The organism is Devosia albogilva, assembly GCF_042685625.1.
GTDB classification, from domain to species: domain Bacteria; phylum Pseudomonadota; class Alphaproteobacteria; order Rhizobiales; family Devosiaceae; genus Devosia; species Devosia albogilva.
Genome location: NZ_JBHUNP010000001.1, coordinates 1,383,098 through 1,407,606 on the forward strand (window position 1 = coordinate 1,383,098; position 24,509 = coordinate 1,407,606).

General features: G+C 66.0%; 25 protein-coding genes. 16 read left to right on the forward strand and 9 right to left on the reverse strand.

Annotated features, from left to right (window positions below; genetic code table 11):
- The first annotated feature begins 108 nt into the window (after positions 1-108).
- Positions 109-693, forward strand: coding sequence for a shikimate kinase (locus ACFSX5_RS06965; RefSeq protein WP_386832550.1), 585 nt, complete (start codon positions 109-111; stop codon positions 691-693).
- 3 nt (positions 694-696) lie between these two features.
- Positions 697-1,809, forward strand: a complete 1,113-nt coding sequence (gene aroB / locus ACFSX5_RS06970; protein ID WP_386832551.1) for a 3-dehydroquinate synthase — start codon at positions 697-699, stop codon at positions 1,807-1,809.
- On the opposite strand, the gene ACFSX5_RS06975 is transcribed toward aroB, so the two are convergent.
- Positions 1,806-2,765 (reverse strand): OmpA family protein, encoded by a 960-nt coding sequence (locus tag ACFSX5_RS06975; protein WP_386832552.1) that lies wholly within the window; start codon positions 2,763-2,765, stop codon positions 1,806-1,808. The genes aroB and ACFSX5_RS06975 overlap by 4 nt on opposite strands.
- A 74-nt stretch (positions 2,766-2,839) precedes the next feature.
- Positions 2,840-3,130 carry a BolA family protein gene (locus tag ACFSX5_RS06980; protein WP_386832553.1) on the reverse strand — a complete coding sequence of 97 codons (291 nt, stop codon included), beginning with the start codon at positions 3,128-3,130 and terminating at the stop codon, positions 2,840-2,842.
- A 40-nt stretch (positions 3,131-3,170) separates the two neighbouring features.
- Here ACFSX5_RS06980 and ACFSX5_RS06985 point away from each other — a divergent pair, with 40 nt between their 5' ends.
- From ACFSX5_RS06985 to ACFSX5_RS07000, 4 genes are all read left to right on the forward strand, one after another.
- A complete protein-coding gene (locus ACFSX5_RS06985) occupies positions 3,171-3,806 on the forward strand; it encodes a J domain-containing protein (RefSeq protein ID WP_386832554.1) in 636 nt (211 codons plus the stop codon).
- Positions 3,807-3,910: 104 nt separating this feature from the next.
- On the forward strand, positions 3,911-4,894 hold the full coding sequence (gene cobS / locus ACFSX5_RS06990; RefSeq protein WP_386832555.1) for a cobaltochelatase subunit CobS: 984 nt from the start codon (positions 3,911-3,913) through the stop codon (positions 4,892-4,894).
- 128 nt (positions 4,895-5,022) lie between these two features.
- On the forward strand, positions 5,023-6,912 hold the full coding sequence (cobT, locus tag ACFSX5_RS06995; protein ID WP_386832556.1) for a cobaltochelatase subunit CobT: 1,890 nt from the start codon (positions 5,023-5,025) through the stop codon (positions 6,910-6,912).
- The gene (locus ACFSX5_RS07000) at positions 6,909-7,913 is read left to right on the forward strand and encodes an esterase-like activity of phytase family protein (RefSeq protein ID WP_386832557.1); all 1,005 of its coding nucleotides are present in this window, start codon (positions 6,909-6,911) and stop codon (positions 7,911-7,913) included. The genes cobT and ACFSX5_RS07000 overlap by 4 nt, the downstream gene beginning before the upstream one ends.
- 140 nt (positions 7,914-8,053) lie before the next feature.
- Here the strand turns inward: ACFSX5_RS07000 and ACFSX5_RS07005 are convergent, their stop codons facing one another.
- Both ACFSX5_RS07005 and rpmB read right to left on the reverse strand, forming a co-directional pair.
- Positions 8,054-8,686 carry a queuosine precursor transporter gene (locus tag ACFSX5_RS07005; protein ID WP_386832558.1) on the reverse strand — a complete coding sequence of 211 codons (633 nt, stop codon included), beginning with the start codon at positions 8,684-8,686 and terminating at the stop codon, positions 8,054-8,056.
- A 138-nt stretch (positions 8,687-8,824) separates the two neighbouring features.
- Positions 8,825-9,109 carry a 50S ribosomal protein L28 gene (gene rpmB, locus ACFSX5_RS07010; RefSeq protein WP_386832559.1) on the reverse strand — a complete coding sequence of 95 codons (285 nt, stop codon included), beginning with the start codon at positions 9,107-9,109 and terminating at the stop codon, positions 8,825-8,827.
- A 205-nt stretch (positions 9,110-9,314) separates the two neighbouring features.
- Between rpmB and ACFSX5_RS07015 the strand changes: the two genes are divergently transcribed.
- From ACFSX5_RS07015 to ACFSX5_RS07030, 4 genes are all read left to right on the forward strand, one after another.
- Entirely contained in the window at positions 9,315-10,094 is a 780-nt protein-coding gene (locus tag ACFSX5_RS07015) for a DUF3108 domain-containing protein (RefSeq protein ID WP_386832560.1), read from the forward strand.
- Between the two features lie 233 nt (positions 10,095-10,327).
- Positions 10,328-11,266, forward strand: a complete 939-nt coding sequence (locus ACFSX5_RS07020) for an IS110 family transposase (protein ID WP_386831039.1) — start codon at positions 10,328-10,330, stop codon at positions 11,264-11,266.
- Positions 11,267-11,405: 139 nt separating this feature from the next.
- The gene (locus ACFSX5_RS07025) at positions 11,406-12,464 is read left to right on the forward strand and encodes a L,D-transpeptidase family protein (protein ID WP_386832561.1); all 1,059 of its coding nucleotides are present in this window, start codon (positions 11,406-11,408) and stop codon (positions 12,462-12,464) included.
- Between the two features lie 45 nt (positions 12,465-12,509).
- Positions 12,510-13,160: a hypothetical protein gene (locus ACFSX5_RS07030; protein WP_386832562.1), complete on the forward strand. Its 651-nt coding sequence runs from the start codon at positions 12,510-12,512 to the stop codon at positions 13,158-13,160.
- Between the two features lie 6 nt (positions 13,161-13,166).
- Here ACFSX5_RS07030 and ACFSX5_RS07035 read toward each other — a convergent pair whose 3' ends face one another.
- Entirely contained in the window at positions 13,167-14,117 is a 951-nt protein-coding gene (locus tag ACFSX5_RS07035; protein WP_386832563.1) for a peptidylprolyl isomerase, read from the reverse strand.
- A 349-nt stretch (positions 14,118-14,466) separates the two neighbouring features.
- Between ACFSX5_RS07035 and secA the strand changes: the two genes are divergently transcribed.
- Positions 14,467-17,178, forward strand: a complete 2,712-nt coding sequence (secA, locus tag ACFSX5_RS07040; RefSeq protein WP_386832564.1) for a preprotein translocase subunit SecA — start codon at positions 14,467-14,469, stop codon at positions 17,176-17,178.
- Between the two features lie 25 nt (positions 17,179-17,203).
- On the opposite strand, the gene ACFSX5_RS07045 is transcribed toward secA, so the two are convergent.
- Entirely contained in the window at positions 17,204-17,797 is a 594-nt protein-coding gene (locus ACFSX5_RS07045; protein ID WP_386832565.1) for a TetR/AcrR family transcriptional regulator, read from the reverse strand.
- A 92-nt stretch (positions 17,798-17,889) separates the two neighbouring features.
- Here ACFSX5_RS07045 and ACFSX5_RS07050 point away from each other — a divergent pair, with 92 nt between their 5' ends.
- Entirely contained in the window at positions 17,890-18,129 is a 240-nt protein-coding gene (locus tag ACFSX5_RS07050) for a hypothetical protein (RefSeq protein ID WP_386832566.1), read from the forward strand.
- A gap of 45 nt (positions 18,130-18,174) precedes the next feature.
- Here ACFSX5_RS07050 and ACFSX5_RS07055 read toward each other — a convergent pair whose 3' ends face one another.
- Positions 18,175-19,395 carry a PQQ-dependent sugar dehydrogenase gene (locus ACFSX5_RS07055; protein WP_386832567.1) on the reverse strand — a complete coding sequence of 407 codons (1,221 nt, stop codon included), beginning with the start codon at positions 19,393-19,395 and terminating at the stop codon, positions 18,175-18,177.
- A gap of 184 nt (positions 19,396-19,579) precedes the next feature.
- Between ACFSX5_RS07055 and argJ the strand changes: the two genes are divergently transcribed.
- Genes argJ through ACFSX5_RS07075 form a run of 4 tightly spaced genes read left to right on the forward strand, consistent with a single transcriptional unit; the run spans position 19,580 to position 22,169 of the window.
- Complete coding sequence (gene argJ / locus ACFSX5_RS07060; protein ID WP_386832568.1) at positions 19,580-20,812, forward strand: bifunctional glutamate N-acetyltransferase/amino-acid acetyltransferase ArgJ; 1,233 nt, start codon at positions 19,580-19,582, stop codon at positions 20,810-20,812.
- A 1-nt stretch (position 20,813) separates the two neighbouring features.
- Complete coding sequence (locus ACFSX5_RS07065) at positions 20,814-21,560, forward strand: GNAT family N-acetyltransferase (RefSeq protein WP_386832569.1); 747 nt, start codon at positions 20,814-20,816, stop codon at positions 21,558-21,560.
- Complete coding sequence (locus tag ACFSX5_RS07070) at positions 21,557-21,964, forward strand: (deoxy)nucleoside triphosphate pyrophosphohydrolase (protein ID WP_386832570.1); 408 nt, start codon at positions 21,557-21,559, stop codon at positions 21,962-21,964. The genes ACFSX5_RS07065 and ACFSX5_RS07070 overlap by 4 nt, the downstream gene beginning before the upstream one ends.
- Before the next feature lie 10 nt (positions 21,965-21,974).
- The gene (locus ACFSX5_RS07075; RefSeq protein WP_386832571.1) at positions 21,975-22,169 is read left to right on the forward strand and encodes a Flp family type IVb pilin; all 195 of its coding nucleotides are present in this window, start codon (positions 21,975-21,977) and stop codon (positions 22,167-22,169) included.
- Position 22,170: 1 nt separating this feature from the next.
- Here the strand turns inward: ACFSX5_RS07075 and ACFSX5_RS07080 are convergent, their stop codons facing one another.
- Positions 22,171-23,643 carry a M48 family metalloprotease gene (locus tag ACFSX5_RS07080; protein WP_386832572.1) on the reverse strand — a complete coding sequence of 491 codons (1,473 nt, stop codon included), beginning with the start codon at positions 23,641-23,643 and terminating at the stop codon, positions 22,171-22,173.
- Positions 23,640-24,449, reverse strand: a complete 810-nt coding sequence (locus ACFSX5_RS07085; RefSeq protein WP_386832573.1) for a thermonuclease family protein — start codon at positions 24,447-24,449, stop codon at positions 23,640-23,642. Before ACFSX5_RS07085 ends, ACFSX5_RS07080 begins: the two co-directional genes overlap by 4 nt.
- Positions 24,450-24,509 lie beyond the last annotated feature (60 nt).

Here is a 24,509-nt window from a genome sequence, read left to right on the forward strand (position 1 = left end):
TTTGAACGCAAATGGTTTCATTTGTGTAGGTCCCGGAGCCGCAACGGAAATCCTTGACAGCCCAGGCCCGTGCGGATTGATAACCTGCATCAACACCAGGAGCCACAGGTGACGCGAGCGGAGGCGGCAGCACGGCAGCACCGTGCCCAGGAACTGGTCCGGCTATTGGCCGGCAGGCCGCTTGTGCTGGTGGGCATGATGGGCGCCGGCAAGACCACCGTGGGCCGGCGCGTAGCCGGCCGGCTCGAACGCACCTTTCGCGACAGCGACGAGGAGATCGAGAAGGCGGCGCAGATGACGATCCCCGAGATCTTCGACCAGCGCGGCGAGCCCGAGTTCCGCGCCGGTGAGACCCGCGTCATCGCGCGCCTGCTCAAGGAAGGCGACCTCGTGCTTGCCACTGGGGGCGGCGCCTTCGTCAATGCCGACACGCGTGCCCTGGTAAAATCCGAGGCCGTCTCGGTCTGGCTCAAGGCCGATGCCGGTATCCTGTTCGAACGGGTGTCGCGCCGCGCCAACCGGCCCTTGCTGAAGACGCCGAACCCGCGGGCCACGCTCGAGAGGCTGATTGCCGAGCGCTACCCGATCTATGCCGAGGCCGATGTCACCGTGCTCAGCCGCGACGTGCCGCAGGACACCGTTGCCGCCGACGTCATCGCCGCAACGCTGCGGCACCTGAAGCAGGAGAAATAGCGCGTGCCCGTCGCCCACACCGTCCACGTCGCCCTCGGCGAGCGCGCCTACGACATTCTGATCGGCGACCGGCTGATCGAAGAAGCCGGCACCATCCTGGCCGAGCGATTTCCCGGCCGCCGCTTCGGCATCATCACCGATGCGGCCGTAGCCGAGCTGCATCTGCCGCGCCTGATCGCCTCCCTTGACGCGGCTGGGCTCGGCCATAGCGAAATCGTGCTGCCGCCGGGGGAAGCCACCAAGTCGTGGGACCTGCTGGGCCGGGCAGTGGACGGCATCCTCGCGGCCCGCCTCGAGCGCGGCGACCTCGTGATCGCCCTGGGCGGCGGCGTCATCGGCGACCTCGCCGGCTTTGCCGCCGCCATCGCTCGGCGCGGCATGGATTTCGTGCAGATGCCGACAACGCTCCTGGCGCAGGTCGATTCATCGGTCGGCGGCAAGACCGGCATCAACTCGCCGCATGGCAAGAACCTGATCGGCGCTTTTCACCAGCCACGGCTGGTGCTGGCCGACTTGTCCACCCTCGATTCCCTGCCGAAGCGCCAATTCGCCGCCGGCTATGCCGAGGTGGTGAAATACGGGCTGATCGACGATGCAGACTTCTTCTTCTGGCTCGAGGAGCACCGGGCGGAGATCTTTGCCGGCGGACCGGCCCGCGGCGAAGCCGTCGCCCGCTGCTGCCGCCACAAGGCCCGGGTCGTCATCGAGGACGAAAAAGAGCTCGGCGTCCGCGCCCTGCTCAACCTCGGCCACACCTTCGGCCACGCACTGGAGAAGGACACCGGCTATTCCGACCGGCTGCTGCATGGGGAAGGCGTCGCCATCGGCATGGTGCTCGCCCACGAGTTTTCCGCCCGGCTGGGCCTTGCCGCGGGTCAGGACGCGAGCCGGGTGAAGGTGCATCTCGCAAGCGCCGGCTTGCCGACGCGACTGGCGGATATTCCCGGGGCGCTTGGCTCCACCGACGCGTTGATGCTGGCGATCGGCCAGGACAAGAAGGTCTCGCGCGGTGCGCTCACCTTCATTCTCACCCGCGGCATCGGCAAGGCCTTCATCGAGAAGGACGTGGATCCACTGGCAGTCTCGGCCTTCCTCGAGGAAATGCGCGCTGTCTAGGGCGAGACCCTGACTTCCACACGGCGGTTGTCCGCCGCCGCGCCGAACCGATCGGTCTCGCCTTCGCCGCGGGCAACGACCCGATCCTCCGGCACACCGGCCGCAATCAGCACCCGCCGCACCGCGTCGGCGCGCTCTTGCGAATAGCGCTGGTTGAGCGCTGCCGGTCCCGCCATGCTGGAATAACCGACGACCGATACGCGGCAATCCTGGCCGGCAACGCTCTCCGCCAGCTCGGCGAGATCCGTCTGGGCCGCATCCGGTGGGTTGGTGTCGTTGTTGCCGAACCCGGTCACCGCCAGTGTGGTCGTCAGCGTGCAGGCCGCGAATTCAGGCTCTGCTGGTGCTGGATTTTCTTCTGCCTCCACACGCTCGGTTTCCGGAACGGCAGCGTCGTCCGTGGCGGGCGCTGGCTCTGCGGCCTCCGCCTCCACCGCTTCTGTGGCGAACCAGCCGCCCTCCGGCGCAGCAAAGCTCGCGGTCGCACCGCCGGCATAAAGCCCGACCATCCCGGGAATACGACCCGTGTCACCGTTCGGATTGGCGCCGTCGACGATCACCACGGAGCCGAGGTCGATCGGCACCCCATTCACCGTGATCGAGGCGATATAGAGATTGGTATCGGCAAAGGTCTCCGGGTCGTAGTCGGAGGTGGTGAACTGCACGACGAGGGTGGCGTCGGGCGCAAGTTCCCCTTCCTCGATCGGGAATTCGAACATCTCCACCCGGCTTTGCGGATCGTCGATGCTGTCCATGGTCGCGCCCATCTTGGTGTCGATGGGATCGGCGACCTCCCCTTCCCCGATCACCGTACCGTCAATCGCCACGGTGAAGGCCGGCGCAAGGTTGAACTTCTCGCCCGCAACGCCCATTACAAGGGTACCTTGCTGCGCAAGGCCCGCCTGAGTGGTAGCAAGCAGAACCACCAGCGGGATCATGATCTTGACGAGGCGCATGCGTCCGACCCTCCGACACCACGGGGACAATGCGCGGTTAGCGGCACCTTGACAAGGCAGCGGCCGTCATCGAGTCAGATGCGGGCTGGCAACTCGTAGGGACCGCCGACCGGCAGCACCTCGATTGCGAGCGCATGCACGCGATCCTTGAGTTCGGCATCGAGCGTTTCCATGACCGCCCGGTGTTGCCTGACCCGCGTCATACCGTCAAAATGACGGGTCGCGATTCTGACACGAAAGTGGGTTTCACCACCTTCCCGCCAACCGGAATGGCCATGGTGCCGCTCCGACTCGTCGAGCACTTCGAGGAAGTCGGGTTCAAACCGTTCGGCCAGCTTGCGGGTGATGGTTTCTTTGACGGACATCGGGCGCCTCCGCTTCGGGTGCGGCCACTACTATGCGAGAATGAAACTGCAATCCAAGATCTTCGACTCGATCCGCATCAAGCCGCGCCGGGAAGAGAAGCCCGAGGTGCATGCAGTCAAGTGCGACTGGGAAGGGTGCGACCAGCCTGGTGAATATCGCGCGCCCAAAGGCAACCGCAGCGAGGGCCAGTACCACCATTTCTGCCTCGAGCATGTCCGTCACTACAACACGGCGTTCAACTTCTTCGCCGGAATGGACAAGGACGAACTCGCCGAGGCGCTGTACCAGCCGCCCAAGCCCGAGCAGCGCTCGACCTTCGCCACCGGACAGGGTCGCTACCAGCAAAAGACCGCCCAGCGCGCCGGCGCCGGACCGCAGCTCGGGGATCGTTTCGGCGATCCCTTCGGTGTGTTTGCCCGCTACCGCTTCCGCCAGAAGCAGCAGCCGGGCCCCGCACCGCGCGCCAAGCCGATCCACGAGCAGGACCGGCGCGCGCTCGAGACGCTGGGGCTGACACCGCCGCCGAACTCGGACGAGATCAAGCAGGCCTATAAGCGCCTGGTGAAGATCCATCATCCCGACGCCAATGGCGGCGACAAGGCTTCCGAGGAGCGCCTGCGTTCCATCATCGCCGCCTATGCCCATCTGAAAAAAGTCGGGCTGGTGGCGAAGTAGGCCAGCCGGGCTGTCCAACTCTACCGCCACCGTCACATAGCTGCTATAGAGCGCCGCGAAACCTCGCGGTTCCCGCCACCTCCGATCCGACAAGAGCCGATCCAATGACTGAATTCACCAACCTTCCCGACACCGAATTCCAGGCGCGGGACCTGTTCGGCATCGACACCGATCTGGTGGTGAAGGGTTACCGCGAGCCCAACGGCCACGTGCCGCCGGTCGACCCGGACTACCTGTTCGACCGCAACACCACGCTCGCGATCCTCGCCGGCTTTGCCTACAACCGCCGCGTGATGGTGCAGGGCTACCACGGCACCGGCAAGTCGACCCATATCGAGCAGGTCGCGGCGCGCCTCAACTGGCCGCTGGTCCGCGTCAACCTAGACTCGCACGTCTCGCGCATCGACCTCGTCGGCAAGGACGCGATCGTGCTCAAGGACGGCAAGCAGGTCACCGAATTCCGTGACGGCATCCTGCCCTGGGCCGTGCAGAACAATGTTGCCCTCGTCTTCGACGAATACGACGCCGGCCGCCCGGACGTGATGTTCGTGATCCAGCGCGTGCTCGAGCAGTCGGGCCGGCTGACGCTGCTCGACCAGAACCGGGTCATCGTCCCGCATCCGGCCTTCCGGCTGTTCGCGACCACCAACACCATCGGTCTTGGCGACACCTCGGGCCTCTATCACGGCACCCAGCAGATCAACCAGGGCCAGATGGACCGCTGGTCGATCGTGACCACGCTCAACTACCTGCCGCACGAAAAGGAAGTCGGCATCGTCCTTGCCAAGAACAAGGCGTATGACTCGTCCGAGCAGGGCCGCAAGCTGGTCAACAACATGGTGCGTCTCGCCGACCTCACGCGCTCGGCCTTCATCAACGGCGATCTGTCGACCGTGATGTCGCCGCGCTCGGTGATCACCTGGGCCGAGAACGCCCAGATCTTCGGCGGTGACGTCGGCTTTGCCTTCCGCCTGACCTTCCTCAACAAGTGCGACGAACTCGAGCGCCCGGTGGTGGCCGAGTTCTACCAGCGCGTGTTTGGCGAAGACCTGCCGGAATCCTCCGCCAACCTGGCGGTGATGGCCTAAGCCAGGCGCACACGACCTCGCCCTTCGACAAGCTCAGGGTGAGGTCTACTGTGATCTCTGCGTTGTCTCGTAGACCTCATGGTGAGCTTGTCGAACCACGAGGTCGCGGCCACCAAGGCACCTGAATCATGGCACAAGCCCCGCGCAGCAAGGCCAACAAGCCCGACACCACCCAGCCGTTCAAGGCGGCCATGGGTGCGACGGTGCGCGCCATCGGCGGCAAGCCGGACGTGGAAGTCAGCTTCACCGCCGACCGGCCGCTGCTGACCTCGGACAAGGCGCGCCTGGCCAACCTGCCGCGCCTGCCCACCCGGCGCGACATCGCCATTGCCCGCGGGCAGGGTGACGCCATGGCCATGCGCCTCGCCAGCCACGACCCCGACACCCACCGCAAGCGCAGCCCGATGGACCCGATGGCCCGGGCCGCCTTCGATGCGCTCGAACAGGCGCGGGTGGAGTCGCTCGGCTGTGTCCGCATGCCGGGCATGGTCGGCAACATCAGCGAGATGCTGGAAGACCGGCTGTTCCGCGCCAACCTCGCCGAGATCGATGCCAAGGACGATGCGCCGATCGCCGAGGCGTTGGGCCTGGTGCTGCGCGAAAAGCTCGGCGGCGTGCCGATCCCGCCCTCCGGCCATGCACTGGTCGACCTGTGGCGCGACGAGATCGAGAGCAAGGGCGGCACCTCGCTCGAAAAGCTGCTCGACCTCTACGAGGACCAGGACAAGTTCGGCCAGGCCGCCAAGGCGCTGCTGCGCGACCTCAATCTTGTGCCCGAAAGCGAGCTCGACGACCCCTCCGAGGACAGCGAGGAGACCGACGAGAACCAGGAGCCCGAGGACGGCGAGAACGCTGACAAGGCGCCGGAACAGGGTGAAGGCGAAAGCGAAAGCGAGGACGCTTCCGACGACCAGCAGGCCGGCGAAAGCGAAGACACCGGCGACGTCGAGGGCATGGAATCGGACATGGCCGATTCCGACGAGGACCAGGAGGCGGAAGCGGGTGAGGATGCCCCCATGCCGCCACCGGCCAAGGACGGCGGCACCCAGTTCTCCAACCAGTTCAACTACAAGGTCTTCACCCAGAAGTTCGACGAGATCGTCAAGGCGGCCGAACTCTGCCCGCCCGACGAGCTCGACCAGTTGCGGGCCCTGCTCGACAAGCAGTTGGAGAATCTCGCCGGCGCCGTGGCGCGGCTCGCCAACAAGCTGCAGCGCCGCCTGATGGCCAAGCAGAATCGGAGCTGGCAGTTCGACCTCGAGGAAGGACTGCTCGACACCGCACGCCTCACCCGCGTCGTCACCGATCCGCTGCAGGCGCTGAGCTTCAAGGTCGAGAACGACACCGATTTCCGCGACACCGTGGTGACGCTCCTGATCGACAACTCCGGCTCCATGCGTGGCCGGCCGATCACCATTGCCGCTATCTGCGGCGACATCCTGGCACGTACCCTCGAGCGCTGCGGCGTCAAGGTCGAGATCCTCGGCTTCACCACCCGCGCCTGGAAGGGCGGCAAGTCGCGCGAGGCCTGGCTCGAAGCCGGGCGCCCAGCCAACCCCGGCCGCGTCAACGACATCCGCCACATCATCTACAAGGGCGCGGACGAACCCTGGCGCCACGCCCGCCGCAATCTCGGGCTGATGATGCGCGAGGGCCTGCTCAAGGAAAACATCGACGGCGAGGCGCTGGAATGGGCGCGCAAGCGGCTGATGGCCCGTCCCGAGCAGCGCCGCATCCTGATGGTGATCTCCGACGGCGCCCCCGTCGACGACTCGACGCAGTCGGTGAATGCCGGCAACTACCTTGAAGCCCATCTCCGCCAGGTGATCGAGGACATCGAAACCCGCTCGCCGATCCAGTTGGTCGCCGTCGGCATCGGCCACGACGTCACCCGCTACTATCGCCGCGCCGTCACTCTGCTCGACGCCGAGGAACTGGCGGGCGCCCTCACGGACGAACTCGCGGCCCTGTTCGACGAGGAGATGCCGGCTCAAACCCGGCGGCGCGCACGGGCATGAGGCTCGGCTGCGCCGCGGCAACCCTGCTGATGCTGGCGCTCACTGCGCCGGCCGCGGCGGTGGATGTGTCGGTGCGCTCCACTCAGATCACCAGCTTCCGCGGCGCCGGCCTCGACGCCCCAGTGGATGGGCTCATCTTCCGCGGCGGCATGGCCATGCGCGCGCAGGACGATACCTTCGGTGGCCTCTCCTCTCTCGCCATCACCGGCAGCGAACAGCAGGTGGTGTTCGTCACCGACCGCGGCAATTTCGTTTCCGGCCGCCTCGCCTATGACGACAGCAATCGCCTGTTCGGCTTCATCGGCGTCACCATCGAGCCGATGCGCAATTCCAAGGGCGAGATCCTGCCCCGCCAGTATGCCAAGGATGCCGAAAGCGTCGACACCATCATCCGCGACGGCGTTCCGGTGGGTGTGCGGGTAGGGTTCGAGCACCTGACCCGGGTCGCCGATTTCACCCTCACCGACAGCGTGCCCGGCGGCGCGGCGCGCGAGGTGGCCATCCCCGACTGGCTCACCGACGCCCGCACCAACGAAACGCTCGAATCGGTGTGCATCGCCCCACCAGCCTCACCGATCGCCGGCTCGACCCTGCTGCTGGCCGAGGACATCCTAGACGAGGACGGCAACCACCGCGGCTGGTTTCTCGGCAACGAGGACAAGGGCTCCGTCACCTACGCCAACTCCGAGGTGGTGAACCCGACCGACTGCGCTTTCCTGCCCAATGGCGACCTGCTGGTGCTCGAGCGCGGCATCGCGCTCTTCACCTTCCGCATGGAACTGCGCCGCGTGCCCGCCGCAGAGGTCCGCCCCGGCAATCTGATGCAGGGCGAACTGCTGCTCTCCGCCAGCGGCAGCGACATCGACAACATGGAATCTGTCGCGGTCCACACCGCTCCCGGCGGCGAGACCCGCATCCTCATCGGCTCGGACAACAATTTCAACGACTGGCAGCGCAGCATCCTGCTGGAGTTCGCACTGCCTGAAGGCCCCTCACCCTGACCCTCTCCCATAGGGGCGAGGGGACGATGTGGTACTTGCAGTGCGCCGAACGAATTCCGCGTCATCGGTGCCTGCGTCCCCTCGCCCCTTTGGGAGAGGGCTAGGGTGACGGGTTGTCTCCACACACCATGCGCCATCGGCTAAACCGCGACCGCCCGCGCCGCGAGCCAGCCGCGCAGGCTCTTGTAGGGCGCCAGCAGCAACACCGCGAGCAGCAGCTTGACGAGGAAGTCGCCCAGGCCCAGCGACACCCACAGCGGCACTTCGAAGCCAACCCCGAGCAGCGGCGTCGGGAACGGCAGGGAAGAGTCTTCCATGCCGAACAGCGCGTCGATCCCGGCAAACACCGGCGCCATGGCGAGGCTGAAGAAGATCAGCGTATCGAGGGCAGAGCTCACCAGCGACGAGAACATCGGCGCCTGCCACCACGCGGCATTCCGCAGGCGGTGGAAGATGGAGACGTCGAGCAGTTGCGCCACAAGGAACGCCGTACCCGAGGCGATGGCGATGCGCGGCGTCGAGAGCCATACTGACAGGATCACCGCCACGGCAAAGCCGGCGACCACTGCCAGACGCGCCTTGGCCGGCCCGAACACCCGGTTGGTGAGATCGGTAACGAGGAAAGCCACCGGATAGGTCCAGGCGCCCCAGGTGAGGATATCACCGAGGTTGATCGGCCCGAGTTGGACCGCGAACGGGTACTGGACGAGAATGTTGGACGCGGCGACCACCGCGACCATGGCGGCAACGGCCGCCCCAAAACGAGCAAGCATCAGAATGCACCTCTATGTCGCCGCGCTCCGGCATCAGACCGGTGCGGCCGGTTCGCCTTGAGCCGTCCGGCTCAAAACAAAGGCCGCGAGGTGGGTTACCACCCGCGCGGCCAATTCGTTCAGCTCAAGCTGGGGAAATCAGGCAGCCAGTGCGGCGCGGATTTCCTTCTTGATGCCCAGCGCCAGCGGCGACAGGTCGGCATCGTCCTGCTTCAGCAGGAAAGCATCGAGACCACCGCGGTGCTCGACGGTGCGCAGCGCCGCAGCCGACACGCGCAGCTTGACCGGACGGTTCAGCGCTTCGGACAGCAGGGTCACGTTGAGCAGGTTGGGGAGAAAGCGGCGGCGGGTGCGGTTGAGCGCGTGCGAAACGTTGTTGCCAACCATCACGCCCTTGCCGGTCAGTTCACAGCGACGAGCCATTGCAGATATCCTGTTTGTGTAAAGGTCCTACGTGGCGGGAAGTCCGCGACGGGCCTCGATTGTGGTGAAATCTGCGGGGTCTCTAGAGACTTTGGGCCGCTGCGTCAAGCTTGGAGCCCCTCAAACGCCCGCGAGCGCCTTGTCACGCTGCGCCAGCACAAGGCAAGGTCATGGCATTGCCGATTCGCCCGAAAAGCCCGCGCCAGTGATCCGCTCCGTCCTTACCTGCCTTCTCGCCCTGCCGCTTCTGGCGGCGACGCCCGCGGCCGCTCAGGTCGAGGCCAGCGCCAGCTATGTGGTCACCATCAGCGGCGTCAACATCGCGCAGATGGATATCGACCTGTCGGATACGGGCAACCGCTACAGCCTTGACCTCTCCGCCCGCGTTGCCGGCTTCGGCGCCATCGTCGCGAGCGGCACGGCGAGCGCTCAGGCCGCCGGTGCTCTTGCCGGTTCGGGTCTGGTGTCCGACAGTTTCTATCTCGAGACCCGCGCCAACGGCGAGCACTTCACGGTCGATGTGGATTTTGCCAATCGCGCCGTGACCGCCTTCAAGGTGAACCCGCCGGTGCTCGACAGCTGGGACCGCATACCGCTGGAGCGCCGCCATCTGACCGGCGTCGGCGACTTCCTCTCCGCCTTCGTGCTGCGCGGCCGCGCCCTCGACGCCGACCTTTGCAACCGGCGCGCCGAGATCTTCACCGGCGTCGAGCGCTTCACCATCCGCATGGCCTATGCGGGCGAGGACACCGCCACCTCCCCGCGCACAGGCTATCAGGGGCCGGTTGTGCTCTGCAGCATCGACTACGACCCGATCTCGGGCCACTACAGCGAAAGCGAAATCACCAACTATCTCGCCGACAGCCAGCGCATGCTGGTCTGGTTCGCGCCGCTCGGCACCACCGGCTACTTCATCCCCTACCGCGCTATCGTCGGCACCGGTTCGGGCGACCTTTCCATGGTGCTGACCAAGCTGACCTACTGAACTCCCGCGACCCGCGCAGCCACAGTAGACCTTGTATTAGCGGGATGTGCGAATGTGGGGGTGCCGCGGCCTGTTCGACACCAGGCCGCGGCGGCGGCATCGGATCGAGGTAGACCCAGACTGGTGGTGTGCACCTTTGTCTGAGGATGAGCGGGATCGTTGCCGTCAGTCTTCATCGGGCCCGCATGGTTGATTGAACCCAGGGTTCGCATTGCAAGGACGGGACGAGGAAGATGAGCCATTCTAGCACATTTGTGGCCGGGATCGATACCGGCAAGGCAGCTCTTGATCTGGCGGTGACGCCCGGCGAGGGATGGCTGCGGGTGAACAATGACGCGGCCGGATGGCAAGCGGCGGCGGAGTGGTTGCTCAAGGCCGGTGTCGATCGGGTCGGCATCGAAGCCAGCGGCGGCTACGAACGTGGCGTGGTCGCGGCTTTGCGGGAGGCCGGGTTCAAGGTGATCCTGCACCAGCCGCTGCAGGTACGCCTGTTTGCCCGCATGCGGTTGCAGCGCGCCAAGAACGACCGGCTGGATGCCCGGGTGATTGCTGCCTTCACCGTCCTGTTCGGGATGGACAGGGCGGCTGCCGATCCGACACTGGCCGGCTTGCACGAGCATCTGGTCTTCATCGACCAGCTGGTCCAGGACATCGCCCGGCTCAAGACCCGGCTCGAGCATCTGCACGATACCCGTCTTGCCAGCCTGGTTGCCGCTGACATTGCCGCACTCAAGGCCCGCCTGCGCGACGAACGGCGCCGGCTGGAACGGGCGGTGCGGGCCGACAAGGCTCTCGGGCGGCGGCTCGATCTGCTGCTCTCCGTCCCCGGCATCGGCATACCGACCGCCTTGGCCTTGCTGATCGCCATGCCGGAACTGGGCAGCATCAGCCGTGAACAGGCCGCTGCCCTGATCGGGTTGGCACCGTTCGACCACGACAGCGGCAAGCATCACGGGCGGCGCCACATCGCCGGCGGCCGTGCCCGCCCCCGGCAGGCCCTCTACGCCGCGGCCCTGCCTGCCGCCTATCGATGGAACCGCCAACTCATGGCGCTCTATGCCCGCCTTACTGCCGCTGGCAAACCCCACAAGCTCGCCCTTGTCGCCTGCGCTCGAAAACTCGTCATCTTTGCCAACACCGTTCTGCAACGAGGCCAACCCTGGACCCCATAGCTAATGGTTGCTCATCCTGAACCTGTCACCATGAGGTCTATCGGAGGGCAGGAGAGCTTCCCCTCACATCCGCGTGTATAGCGTCCCGCTTCCGGCGGCAAAGTGCTCGTGGTAAAGGCTTCGTTCACCAGCACTGTACATGCTGCGCGAACCCGGCTCCGGCAGGGGCCGCCGTCCTCCATCGGGTTCGTCGACCGTGTTTCTGCGCAAGTTCCTCTCCGTGCTGATCCTGCTGTGGGTGGCCTTCGGGCTCGCCGCGTGTGGCGGCTTCCTGCCCAAGAGCGACAACAACCGGCACAACCAGCCACTCTCCTCGGGCACGGTGAACGCCCTCAAGGCCATGGGCTCCTCGCCCGGCGAAGCCATGGTCATCCGCATCTTCAAGGAAGAAAAAACCCTGGAAGTGTGGAAGCGCACCGCGTCGGGCGAGTTCCGCAAGTTCCGCGACTATGAGATCTGCGCCTATTCGGGCGACCTGGGCCCCAAGTTCAAGGAAGGCGACCGTCAAAGCCCCGAGGGCTTCTACACCATCACGCCCGGGCTGATGAATCCGCGCTCGAGCTATTATCTCGCCTTCAACACCGGCTTTCCCAACAAGTTCGACCGTGCCCACGGCCGCACCGGCACCGACCTCATGGTGCATGGCGACTGCTCCTCGCGCGGCTGCTACGCCATGACCGACCAGGGCATCGCCGAGATCTACGCCCTCGCCCGCGAAACCTTCAAGGGCGGCAATCCGAGCTTCCAGCTCCAGATCTTCCCCTTCCGCATGACCGCGGCGAATCTGGCGCGCCATGCATCGAACGACCACCTCGACTTCTGGAAGGACATCAAGGAAGGCCATGACCTGTTCGAACTGACCAAGGCGCCGCCGACCTGGGACGTCTGCGAGCGCCAGTACATCTTCAATGCGGTCGCCGGCGCGCCGCTCAACCCGCTGGGTCCCTGCCCGCCTTCTGCCAGCAACCCGACACTGGTGGCCAAGCAGCAAGCCGACGAGGCCCAGTTTGCGTCGGTGCTCGCCAACCAGGAGCGCGCCGCTGCGGAAGCGGCCGCGATCAAGGAGCGCGGCGAGGCGGTGAGCGGGTTCTTCAGCGGCTTCGGCAATCTTTTCGGCGGCGGGAAGGACGAAAACATCACACCGGTGATCTCCGGCAAGCCCGCGCCTATTCCCCATCCACGGTTGCAGCGGTCGTAGTTCGGCCGCACTCTCTGCCATAAGCAGGAGCAACCGGAGGCCGGCATGAACGGATCGGAAAGCGGCCCTGCGGCCCCAGAAGTGACGGTAGCGGCCGAAGCCAAGGCGGCGTCGGCGGTTCAACCGCGCCCCCCGCGCAAGCCTATTGGCTGGAGCAATATCCTAGCCTTCACAGTGGGACTGGTGGGCGTCGCCGCCATTGCCGCTGCAGCCTTCACCTATGCCGATACCCGCCGCGAGATCGTGCGCCTATCGACCGATCTGGCCCAGGTGCGGCTGACGCTGGATCTGTTGCGCCAGGGCACACCCGGTTCTGCGGGCACTTCGACTGACACAGCCGCCTTGGCCGACCTCGAAAACCGCCTCGCCGTACTGGAAGAAAACTGGCGCACATCGGCGGCCACCGCGGCCCCCGCGGCATTAGCGCCTGCGACAACCGCAACAGCCGATGCAGGCGACTGCCTGCCCACAGCGACCCGTTTTCTGGTCTCGGCCGGAGACACCTGGCCGGTGTGCAATTCACCGGCGGTGGTGGAGGTAGCGAGCGTCGAGCCGGGCTACCTGACCCTGCTCGACGGCTCCGTAGTGGCTGCCGGCGGCAATTTCCCGCTGCTGGGCAGCGCCTGCATGCTGGCGGTGCTGTCCGCCGGCACCGCGGAACTCAGCAGCTACGCCGAGATCCGCGTCACCTGCTGAGCCGGCTTACTGCGCGGCTTCTTCCGCCGCTTCCGCGTCGACCTCGGCACCTTCGGTCTGCGCCTGAACGGCGGCAGCCAGGGCCGGATCGGGGATGTCGACCTGGACGCCGGCCATCAGGTTGGCGATGGTTTCGTCGAAGGTGCGCATCAACAGCCGCTGCTGCAGCTGGCCGGCCACCTGCTCGAAGGCAGGCGCGGTCGACTCGCGGGTTTCTTCAAGCCGGATCACATGCCAGCCGAACTGGGACTGCACCGGATCGGACACCTGCCCGGCATCGGTCAGCGCAAAGGCAGCCTCCTCGAACGGGGCCACCATCATGCCACGGCCAAAGAAGCCGAGATCGCCGCCATTGGCCGCGCCCGGATCGATCGACCGCTCACGCGCCAGCGTGGCGAAATCGGCACCGCCCTCGATCTCGGCCTTGACCGCCTGAGCTTCTTCCTCGGTCTCGACCAGGATGTGGCTGGCGCGGATTTCCGGCTGCGGCTGGAAGTCGGCGACATAGGCGTCGTACTCCGCCCGCACCGCTTCTTCGGTGATCGCATTGGCGATGGTTTCCGCGAAATAGGCGCGGCGCAGGGCCCGGTCTTCCAGGTAGGCCAGCCGTTGCTGGAACAGCAGCGTGTCGGCCATCCCAGCGTCCCGGCCGGCATCGGCCATCACCTTCATGTCGATCAGCACGCGGAGCAGGAAGGCGCGGCGCTCTTCCGGCGGCATTTGGCTGAGTTCCTGCGTCAGGTCCTCAGCGGCGAAGCTGAGATCGGCCTCGGTGATCTGGCTGCCGCCCACGGTGGCCACCACGGTTTCCGGGGTCACGGCCGGCGCTGCGGCCTCGGCAGGAGCTTCAGCGGGAGCAGCGGCATCCTGCGCCGTGGCCGGCACGAGCGCCGTCGCCGAAAGCACCAGCGCCAGAACGCTCGCGGCCTGGGCGAGACGCAGCTTGGACTTGATCATCTTGGGGGAACTCCTTGAACGGCGCACAGCGGCGCCGGCTGGTGGTGTTGCTGTGGAACGGACTGTTCCGAACGGATCGCCCGCCTTGATCACGAGAGCGGGGCCGAATTATGCCGCGCCGCGTTTTTTGAGCGACGTCGTCGGGCTGGAAAGCCCGGCTGCGCAGGGCCGTTGAGCATTCGCGCATTTGGCTGCCGTTGACAAGACAAGGGGGCACTCTTACATCGGTTCAGCTTTCCGCCGCCCGGTGGAACCATGCATTTTTCCAAGCCTTGAAAGGCTTATTCTCGCGCCGGCGACCGGCAGCGACGGGTGCGATGCCCGCCTCCTCACCCGCCACACGCGAGACATGAAAGGGATCGACCTTATGGCTCTAGCTGCGCTCGCCCGGCGTTTGTTCGGAACGCCTTCGGACCGGCAGGTCAAGCGGTTCCAGCCGAAGGTGGCACAGATCAACGCCCTCGAGCCGCAGTTCGAGCAGCTGAGCGACGACGAACTCCGCGCCAAGACCGCCGAGTTCCGCGAGCAACTCGCCGCCGGCCGGTCGATCAACGATCTGATCGTGCCCGCTTTCGCCACCGTCCGTGAAGCGTCCAAGCGCGTGCTCGGCATGCGCCACTTCGACGTGCAGCTGATCGGCGGCATGGTGCTCAACGAGCGCGCCATCGCCGAAATGCGCACCGGTGAAGGCAAGACGCTGGTGGCAACGCTTGCCGTCTATCTGAATGCGCTCGAAGGCAAGGGCGTCCACGTCGTCACCGTCAACGACTATCTTGCCCGCCGCGACGCCGCCTGGATGGGCCGCATCTACTCCTTCCTCGGCATGAGCACCGGCATCATCGTGCACGGCCTGACCGATGCCGAGCGCAAGGCCGCCTACGAAGCCGACATCACCTACGGCACCAACAACGAGTTCGGCTTCGACTATCTGCGCGACAACATGAAATACAGCCGCGCGCAGATGGTGCAGCGCGGCCATGCCTATGCCATCGTCGACGAAGTGGACTCGATCCTGATCGATGAGGCGCGCACGCCGCTGATCATCTCCGGCCCGTCGGAGGACCGCTCCGAACTTTATGTCCGCATCGACGGCCTGATGTCGATCATCGAGGAGGGCGACTTCGAGGTCGACGAGAAGCACCGCGCCGCAACCTTCACCGACCAGGGCATCGAAAAGCTCGAGGAACGCCTCGCCACCGAAGGCCTGCTCAAGAGCGCCTCGCTCTATGACGTCGAAAACGTGGCGCTGGTCCACCACCTCAACTCGGCCCTGCGCGCCCACAAGCTGTTCCGCAAGGACAAGGACTACATCGTCCGCAACGACGAAGTGGTGATCATCGACGAGTTCAGTGGCCGCATGATGCCCGGCCGCCGTTATTCCGAAGGCCTGCACCAGGCGCTCGAGGCTAAGGAGCACGTCAAGATCCAGGCCGAGAACCAGACTCTCGCCTCGATCACCTTCCAGAACTACTTCCGCCTCTACAAGAAGCTCGCCGGCATGACCGGTACGGCGGCGACCGAAGCGGAGGAATTCGGCGACATTTACGGGCTCGAAGTGGTCACCATCCCGACCAACCTGCCCATCCAGCGCAAGGACGACGAGGACGCCATCTTCCGCACCGCGGAAGAGAAGTTCGACGCTATCGCCGATCTGATCAAGCACTGTCAGGAGCGCGGCCAGCCGGTGCTGGTCGGCACCACCTCGATCGAAAAGTCCGAAATGCTCGCCGAGCTTCTGCGCAAGAAGAATGTCGGCCAGATGAACGTGCTGAACGCCCGCCATCACGAGCAGGAAGCCTATATCGTCGCCGATGCCGGCCTGCCGGGCGCCATTACCATCGCCACCAACATGGCCGGCCGCGGTACCGACATCCAGCTCGGCGGCAACCTCGAGATGCGCATCGAGCGCGAGACCGAGGGCCTGGAAGGCGAGGCACGCGAAGCCAAGATCGCCGAGATCAAGCGCACCATTGCTGAGGCCAAGGAGAAGGCCCTTGCGGCCGGTGGCCTGATGGTGATTGGCACCGAGCGCCACGAATCCCGCCGCATCGACAACCAGTTGCGCGGCCGCTCCGGCCGTCAGGGCGATCCGGGCCATTCGGCCTTCTTCCTGTCGCTCCAGGACGACCTGATGCGCATTTTCCCGGTCGACAGCATGGATTCCATGCTGAGCAAGCTCGGACTGCAGCAGGGCGAAAGCATCACCCATCCCTGGGTCACCAAGGCCATCGAGCGCGCCCAGGGCAAGGTCGAAGCCCGCAACTTCGACATCCGCAAGAACATCCTGAAATACGACGACGTGATGAATGACCAGCGCAAGGTCATCTTCGAGCAGCGTCTCGAACTGATGGACGCCGAGGATGTCGGCGAGACCGTCACCGAGATGCGCCACGGTGTCGTCGATGCGATCGTTTCTCGCTCCATTCCGCCCCGCTCCTATCCCGAGCAGTGGGACGTCGAGCTCATGGCGACCGAGGCGAAATCCCTGCTCAACCTCGATATTCCCGCGGCCGAATGGGCTGCCGAGGAAGGCATCGACGCCGAGATCGTCACCCAACGCCTGGTGGAGGCTGCCGACGCAAAGGCCGCCGAGAAGCGCGAGAAGTACTCGGCCGACATCATGCGCCAGGTGGAAAAATCCATCGTGCTGCAGTCGATCGACGGCCTCTGGCGCGAGCACCTCGCTACCCTCGACCACCTCTCCAAGGTCGTGGGCTGGCGCGGCATCGCCCAGCGCGACCCGCTCAACGAGTACAAGCAGGAGGCCTTCGAGCTGTTCCAGAACCTGCTCGGCACGCTGCGCGAGCGCGTCACCCAGCAGCTCAGCCATGTGGAACTGCAGATCCGCCCCGAGCCGCAGCCGGCACCAGACCTGTCCGGCCTGCAGCAGACCCATATCGATCCGACCACGGGCGAGAACGACGCGGTGGGCGACGACGCCTCGATCCCCACCGGTCCCCTGAAGCCGATCGACCCCAAGCTCCTGGTCGGCGTCTCCCGCAACGCGCCCTGCCCCTGCGGCTCAGGCAAGAAGTTCAAGCACTGCCACGGCGCGTTCTGAGGAACGCGCCGGCCGGGCGCCGCGCTTACGGCTTGAGGCCTCGCACCAGTTGCGCGGCGATCTTCTGTGCCTCCCCCGGCTCGAGCGCCAGCCGGTCGGTCAGCAATCGGTGCCAGATCAGCGACTGCACCATCTCGGCGCCCAATAGCGGGTCGACCGTATCCGCGACCTCGCCGCGTGCCATCGCCCGCTCGATCATCTCGCCGATATGCGCCCGCCGCTCCGTTGCATAGCTCTGCAGCCGTTCGGCACAGGCCGGGTCGCGCTGCGCCTCCGCGATCACCTGCCGGAACACCTGACCGGCGCTGCCCTGCCAATAGCCGCTGAGCCACTCGATCAGCCCGGCGATCTCTCCTTCGAGGTCATCCGTCGGACCGTGCAGCGCCTGCGGCTTCTGGCGATGGTAGATATCGAGCAGCAAAGTGCCGCGGCTTGGCCACCACCGGTAGATTGTGGGCTTGCCGGCGCGGGCGCGCCGCGCCACCGCCTCGATGGAAAACGCCGCCGGACCCTCTTCGAGCAGGATCGCCTCGCCCGCCTGCAGGATCGCCTCCTGTGTATCGGGATTGCGCCGGGCACCGATCGAACGGCGGCGATCATCGTCTGCTGGGTCAGCCATGCAGCATAGATAGCGCAGCCATGCGGGCGAAAAAAGTCTTGATCGTTACGCTACGTTCCGTTATGAAACGGCACGTATCGTTTAGGAGACAAATGATGCCTTCCATCGCCTCCCGCCTGCGCCTTGCCCTGTTGATGTTCTTCGGCGTCTACCCGGTCATCACCCTCTACATCTACGCCTTGTTCCCGCTCACCACCGGCTGGCAGATGTGGCAGCGCACCCTGTTGCTGGTGCCGCTGATGGTGCTCACCATGGTGTTCTTCGTCATGCCCTTCATCCAGACTCGTTTCGGCGCCTTCATCACCGGCCGCAAGCCCGCCGCCGCCGCCTGATCCGGATCAGCCACCCCCTCCGCCGGGAGGGGGTGGCCGGAACACTCACTGTTCGGGGGCAACCCGCACGATGGTGGAGGACCCTGCCCGCGGATTCTCGGTCACCGCATAGACCGCGCCGTCCGGTCCGACCCGCACGTCGCGCACGCGCGCCTCGAGCGGCACCCGCTCTTCGAACGCCACCCGGTCGCCGTCCATGTGGAGCACCACCAGCCCCTGGGACACCAGTCCACCAACGATGAACGCACCCTGCCACTCGGGGATCAGGTCGGCGTCGTAGTAGGCCATGCCGGAGGGTGCGATCACCGGATCCCAATAGTAGAGTGGCTGCTCGGTTTCGGCGTTGGCGGTGATCCCTTCGCCGATCGTGGAGCCATCATAGTTGACGCCATAGGCCACGTCCGGCCAGCCATAGTTGAGCCCCGGTTGCGGCCGGTTGAGCTCGTCCCCACCCTTGGCACCGTGCTCCACCGTCCACAGCCGCCCCTCGCCATCGAGCGTCGCCGACTGGACGTTGCGGTGACCGAGGCTCCAGATCTCCGGCAGGGCATCATCATTGTCGATGAACGGGTTGTCCGGCAGCGCCTCGCCTTCCGGATCGATGCGGAACACCTTACCCAGCCCGCTGGCCAGTTCCTGAGCCTGATCGCGGATCGGCTCGTCCGAACGCTCACCCACGGTGATGTAGAGGTTGCCGTCTTCAGTGGGCACGATGCGCGAACCGAAATGCAACTCGCCGTCATAGGTGGGCTCCTGACGGAAGATCACCTCCACGTCTTCGAGGCTGCCGCCGCCATTCTCGTCGAGAACCAGCGTCGCCGCTGCCACCGCCGTGCCATTGCCGTCCTCGCGCGGCTCGGCATAGGAGACATAGATGCGCCCCGTGCTCTCGAAATCGGGCGCCAGGGCCACATCGAGCAATCCGCCCTGGCCGACAAGGTCGACTTCCGGCAGCCCGCTGATCGGCTCGCTGGCTTCGCCCTCCGGGGTAACGATGTGCAGCACGCCGGACTTTGCCGTCACCAGCATGCGCCCGTCGGGCAGGAACTCCATTGCCCACAGATGCGGCAGCCCTTCGGCTACCACTTCGGTGCTGACATCCGCCAGCACCTCCGGCTGCGAGGCGCGGCTCTGTCCTTCGAAAGCAGGAGTCTGATCCGGTGCATTGGGTGCGGCCGTCTCGACGGGTCCCGCTTGGGCAAAGGCTGGGGTGACCAGCAAGGCAGACAACATGGTGCCGGCAAGAAGAGACGCGGTGATACGCATGGCTGAACCTCCGATTGGCGGCGCATCAGATCGGCGCCCATTGGTGGATGATGATCGACCAATCGCCCTGTCCGCGGTTCGTTGCCCGCGGGACGATCACGAGACCGTTGGCAGGCGCTTGCGGACCGGCTGGCTTTCATGCACACCCATGCGCCAGTTCGGCGCCTGACAAACGAGGCAAATCATGGCCCATCCGGTTTCCCCTCTTGCTCCCAAGTCCTACCCGGACCTGCCCGCCATCGAGGGCGTGCGTTTTGCCACCGCCGAAGCCGGAATTAAGTACAAGAACCGCACCGACGTGCTCTTGATGGCCTTTGAGGAGGGCACCGTTGCCGCCGGTGTGCTCACCCGCTCCAAATGCTCCTCCGCCGCCGTCGACTGGTGCCGCGCCCACCTGCCGGGCGGCAAGGCGCGCGGCCTCGTCGTCAACTCCGGCAACGCCAACGCCTTCACCGGCGTCAAGGGCCGCGAAAGCGTCGAACTGACCGCCGACTACGCGGCCCGGGCACTGGGCTGCTCCACTGCCGAAATCTTCCTCGCCTCGACCGGCGTCATCGGCGAGCCCCTCCCCGCCGAAAAGTTCGCCGGCGTTCTCGACCAGGCCGCTACCCGCCTCGCCCCCACCCCGTGGATCGAGCCCGCCAAGGCGATCATGACCACCGACACCTACCCCAAGCTGTCGGGTGCCGTGGTCGAGATCGACGGCATAGAGGTCAAGATCAACGGCATCGCTAAGGGCTCGGGCATGATCGCGCCCGACATGGCCACCATGCTGAGCTTCGTCGTCACCGACATGCCGGTTTCGGCCGAGGTGCTGCAGGCACTGCTCGCCCGGCACGTGCAGACCAGCTTCAATGCCATCACCGTCGACAGCGACACCTCGACCTCCGACACCCTGCTCGCCTTCGCCACCGGCAAGGCCGCGGTGGAGCCTCTCACGACGCTGGACGATCCGCGCGCCGAGGTGTTCGGGGCCGCCCTCTCCGACGTCCTGTTCGAACTGGCCATTCACGTCGTCCGCGACGGTGAAGGCGCCACCAAGCAGGTGTCGGTGCATGTCGAAGGCGCCGTTTCCGACGCCTCCGCCTTCCGCATCGCCAAGTCGATCGCCGACTCGCCGCTGGTCAAGACCGCCATCGCCGGCGAGGACGCCAATTGGGGCCGCGTCGTCATGGCCGTCGGCAAGGCCGGCGAGCCCGCCGACCGCGACAAGCTCGCCATCCGCTTCGGCGATCTTCTTGTTGCCAGGAACGGCGAACGCGCCGCCGGCTACGACGAAGCCGCCACCAGCGCCTACATGAAGGGCGAGGAGCTTGAACTCACCGTCAGCCTCGGGCTGGGAGACGGCCGGGCGACCGTCTATACCTGCGACCTCACCCACGGCTACATCACCATCAACGGCGACTACCGGAGCTGAGATGGACTCGCTCGTCGATCGCATCGAGCGCGCGGGGCTTCAGTGCTGGCCCGGCCTCGAGGTTGAATGGGATGGCTCCTGGGCGCGCCGCGCCTCCGGCGGCTACACCCACCGCGCCAACTCGGTACAGCCTTTCGATCCGTCCGACGACGCGGACCTCGACCGCCGCATCGAGGAGGCCGCACTCTGGCATCGAACCCGCGGCCTGCAGCCGGTCTTCCGCCTCACGCCGCAGGCACCCGCCAAGCTGCGCACCGCGCTTGACGTCCGTGGCTGGACAGCCGCCGACCACAGCCACGTCTTCGCCATGCCGCTCGATCATCATGATCCGGATTCCCGGGTGCGGCTCCTTTCGCCGCTCGATTCCGACTTCATCCGGGCCCAGCAGAGGCTGCAAGTCTATTCCGACGAGCGCACGCGGCGCATGTCAGCCGTGCTCGCCGCGATCACGGTGCCCGCACACGGCATCGTGCTCTTTCAGGATGGGGAGCCCGTTGCTTCGGCCTTGATGGACATTGCCGATGGCGTGGTGATCACCGGCAACGTGATTACGCACCCGGAGCACCGCGGCAAGGGCTTCGGCTTGGCGATGATGCGGTCCGGTCTCGCCTGGGCCAAGGCCAAAGGCGCCACCCTCGCTGCCCTCAACGTCGCCGCCGACAACACTGCCGGCCAGGCGCTCTACCGGCGTCTCGGCTATGCCCGTCGGTATGACTACGAATACCGTGTTCTCGAAGGTACCCCATGAGCACCCGACCCGTGCTGCTCGTTGCCGCCGCTGCCCTGATCGACGCCGAGGATCGCATTCTCATCGCCCAGCGCCCGGAGGGCAAGCAATTGGCCGGTTTGTGGGAGTTCCCGGGCGGCAAGCTCGAGCCCGGCGAGGGCCCCGAAGCGGCGCTGGTGCGTGAGCTCAAGGAAGAACTCGGGATCACCGTCGCGCTGGCCGACCTCGTCGCGCATTCCTTCGCCAGCCATGCTTACGAGAATTTTCACCTGTTGATGCCACTGTTCACCTGCAGGAGATGGCAGGGAACGCCGATGGCGCTGGAACACGCGGCTCTCGCTTGGGTGACACCAGCAGAAATGGCCGCCTTCCCCATGCCCCCCGCCGACGAACCGCTGGTCCTCGCCCTGCGCGACCGGCTGTAGAGGGCAAGTCATGGCCAAGCTCCACGCCTTCATCACCGACGAGACTGGCGCCACCGCGATCGAATACGGCTTGCTTGCAGGGTTGATCGCGGTTGCCCTGATCAGCAGCTTCGTGGTGTTCGGCGACGCCCTGTTCAACCTGATGGGCTATGGCGCCGGCGGAGCCGCCAACGTGATCGGATCCCAGGCCGCCAAGCTCGGCTGACCTACTGCAGCGCCACCAGCTTGTACTTCTGCCCGGCCACCAGCGGGTCGCCCGGGAACAGGTCGTTGATGATGTAGAACAGCTCGCTGCCGCGCGTGAGCCCCGACATGCGCCGCGCCAGCGCCTCGGCCGTGTCGCCGGGCCGGGCCGTGACGATCTGCACCGCCAGCTTGCGAATGCCGCCGAGATCCGCCGCCGTGGTGCGCCGGAAGCTCCTGAGCGTTTCGTTGGCGCCTTCCGCAAAGCGCGGGCTGTCGGATTTGGCCGCGAAGATGAACCGGTAGACCTGCCCGTCGAGGCGCATCACCGACACGCGGAAGAACCACTGGTCGGTCTGCGCCAGCCCGGTTGCCATCTCGATGCCGTTGTAGCTATCAGACTTCACCGTGTCCGCCTTGAGGCCGGCGATCCAACCCGACTTGAGGTAGTCGGTCAGCGCCACTTCCGGCTGCACGTCGGCGCTGTCGAAGCGCACTGCCTCGCCATCCCCGGCGACGCCCACCACCGCACTCTGTGAGTTCTGCAGCGTATAGCCCTGCGGCACGGTGAAGGTGAACTTCGAGGCCGGATGCACGAACCGGCGCCCCACGATCGATCCCTGCGAGGGGCTCTCGCCGAACGTCATGCCGCTGATCGCCGATAGATAGCCGTCGCGGTCGGTCTCGCCCATGCCGTTCTGGCCGAACATGGTGCGGGCGGTATCGAGTGCCTTCTGGATTCGTGCCGGGGTGGACGGGTGCGAGGACAGGAACCCGTCGTCGCCCGCCGAAGTGCCGGCCGAGAACGCGGCGAACCGGCTCATCACCGTCAGGAATCGCGCCGCTGCCTGCGGGTCGTAGCCGGCCTTGCCCGCGATCTCGATGCCTTCGCGGTCGGCCTCGAGCTCCTGGTTCTGGCTGAACGCGGCCATTGCCTCCTGCGTGCGCGCGGAATTGCCGCCGCTGCCGCCGAACACGCTGGTGATCACCCGATCGACGATCTCGTTGGTGCGGCTGCGGTCGGTGCGCGCGCGCGCATGCCGCAGCGTCACGTGCGCGATCTCGTGCGCCAGCACCGCGGCAAGCTGACTGGTGTCCGAAGCCAGCGCAAGGAGCCCGCGCGTCACATAGACGAAGCCGCCCGGCAGCGCGAAGGCATTCACTTCCGAGGTGTCGAGAATGGTGACCTGGAACTGGGCGTTCGGCTGGTTCGCCGCCGCCAGCAGCCGCCCGACGATCCGCGCCACCATGATCTCGGCCTGGCGGTCTTCGTACACCCCGCCATAGGCGGCGATGATGCGCGGATGCTCGCGCCGGCCAATCACCACGTCATCGGGGTCGGTGCCCGCCGGCACCACCGCCGGCGCCGGGTTGTCACCCGTCTGGCTGACGGCGATGTTGGAACTGGTCAAGGTCGTGCAGGCCGTCAGCGCCAGCAGCGATACCGCCAGCACCCCACCCCGCCAGGACTTGCCGATGGGCCCGATGCTACTCATCGCGTTGCCAGAACCTCGATCTGTTCGGGATGGGTGATCTCGATGCGCGGACCATCCCGGTCGTCCACCCATCCTCGTATTCTCACCAGCGCCCCTTCGAGCACCAGCGGGTCGAAGCCGTCGCCGGCGAACAGCCTGAGCGCCGGCGCTTCGATGACGGCCGTGAAATCCTCTTTCCAGTGGCGGCCGAAGTTGAGGTAGACCCGCCCGCCCCGCCGTTCGGCGAGCAGCACCCGGCCTTCGACCAGCTCGTACCCGCCGACCCGCCGGAGCAGGTCGCCGGGATCGTCCGCCGCCCGCACGCTGTAGAAGGAATTGCGCCAGATTCCAAGTCCGGCCAGCCGCGCGCGGCCTTCAGCCGCGAACAAGAGATCGAGGCACGAGCGGTTGTCCGGAAAGGAATAAACCCGAGCCAATCCCTCGGCGACCATATGCTGCTGCGCCCAGACCGGCCCCTGGTCCGTTTCGACGAACACATGCGCCAGCGCCCGTTCGTAGCGGTCGACCGTTTCCCCGCCATAGCCGAGCTGCACCGTCCGGTTGAGCGCCAGTGCCTCGAGGGCCGCCTTCGCCTCGGGCGCCAGCGGCCAGGTTTCGAAGCCGTCGCGGCCAAGCGGCAGTTTCGGCGCCTGGGTGCCGATCATGCGCACCACCAGCCCCGAATCGAGCACCACCGTATCGCCGTCGGTGACTTCCACCACCACCCCGCCCGGGTGCATTCGCAGCTCGCCGCACGCTTCGGCCGCAGCAGCCGGGGCCGACAGCATCGCCAGCGTGGCGAGATGAACGAGACTGGTTTTGAGCAAGACGACGCCCCGGAAAGGTTCGGTTCACCATGCACCGAAATACGGCAAAAAAAGATAAAC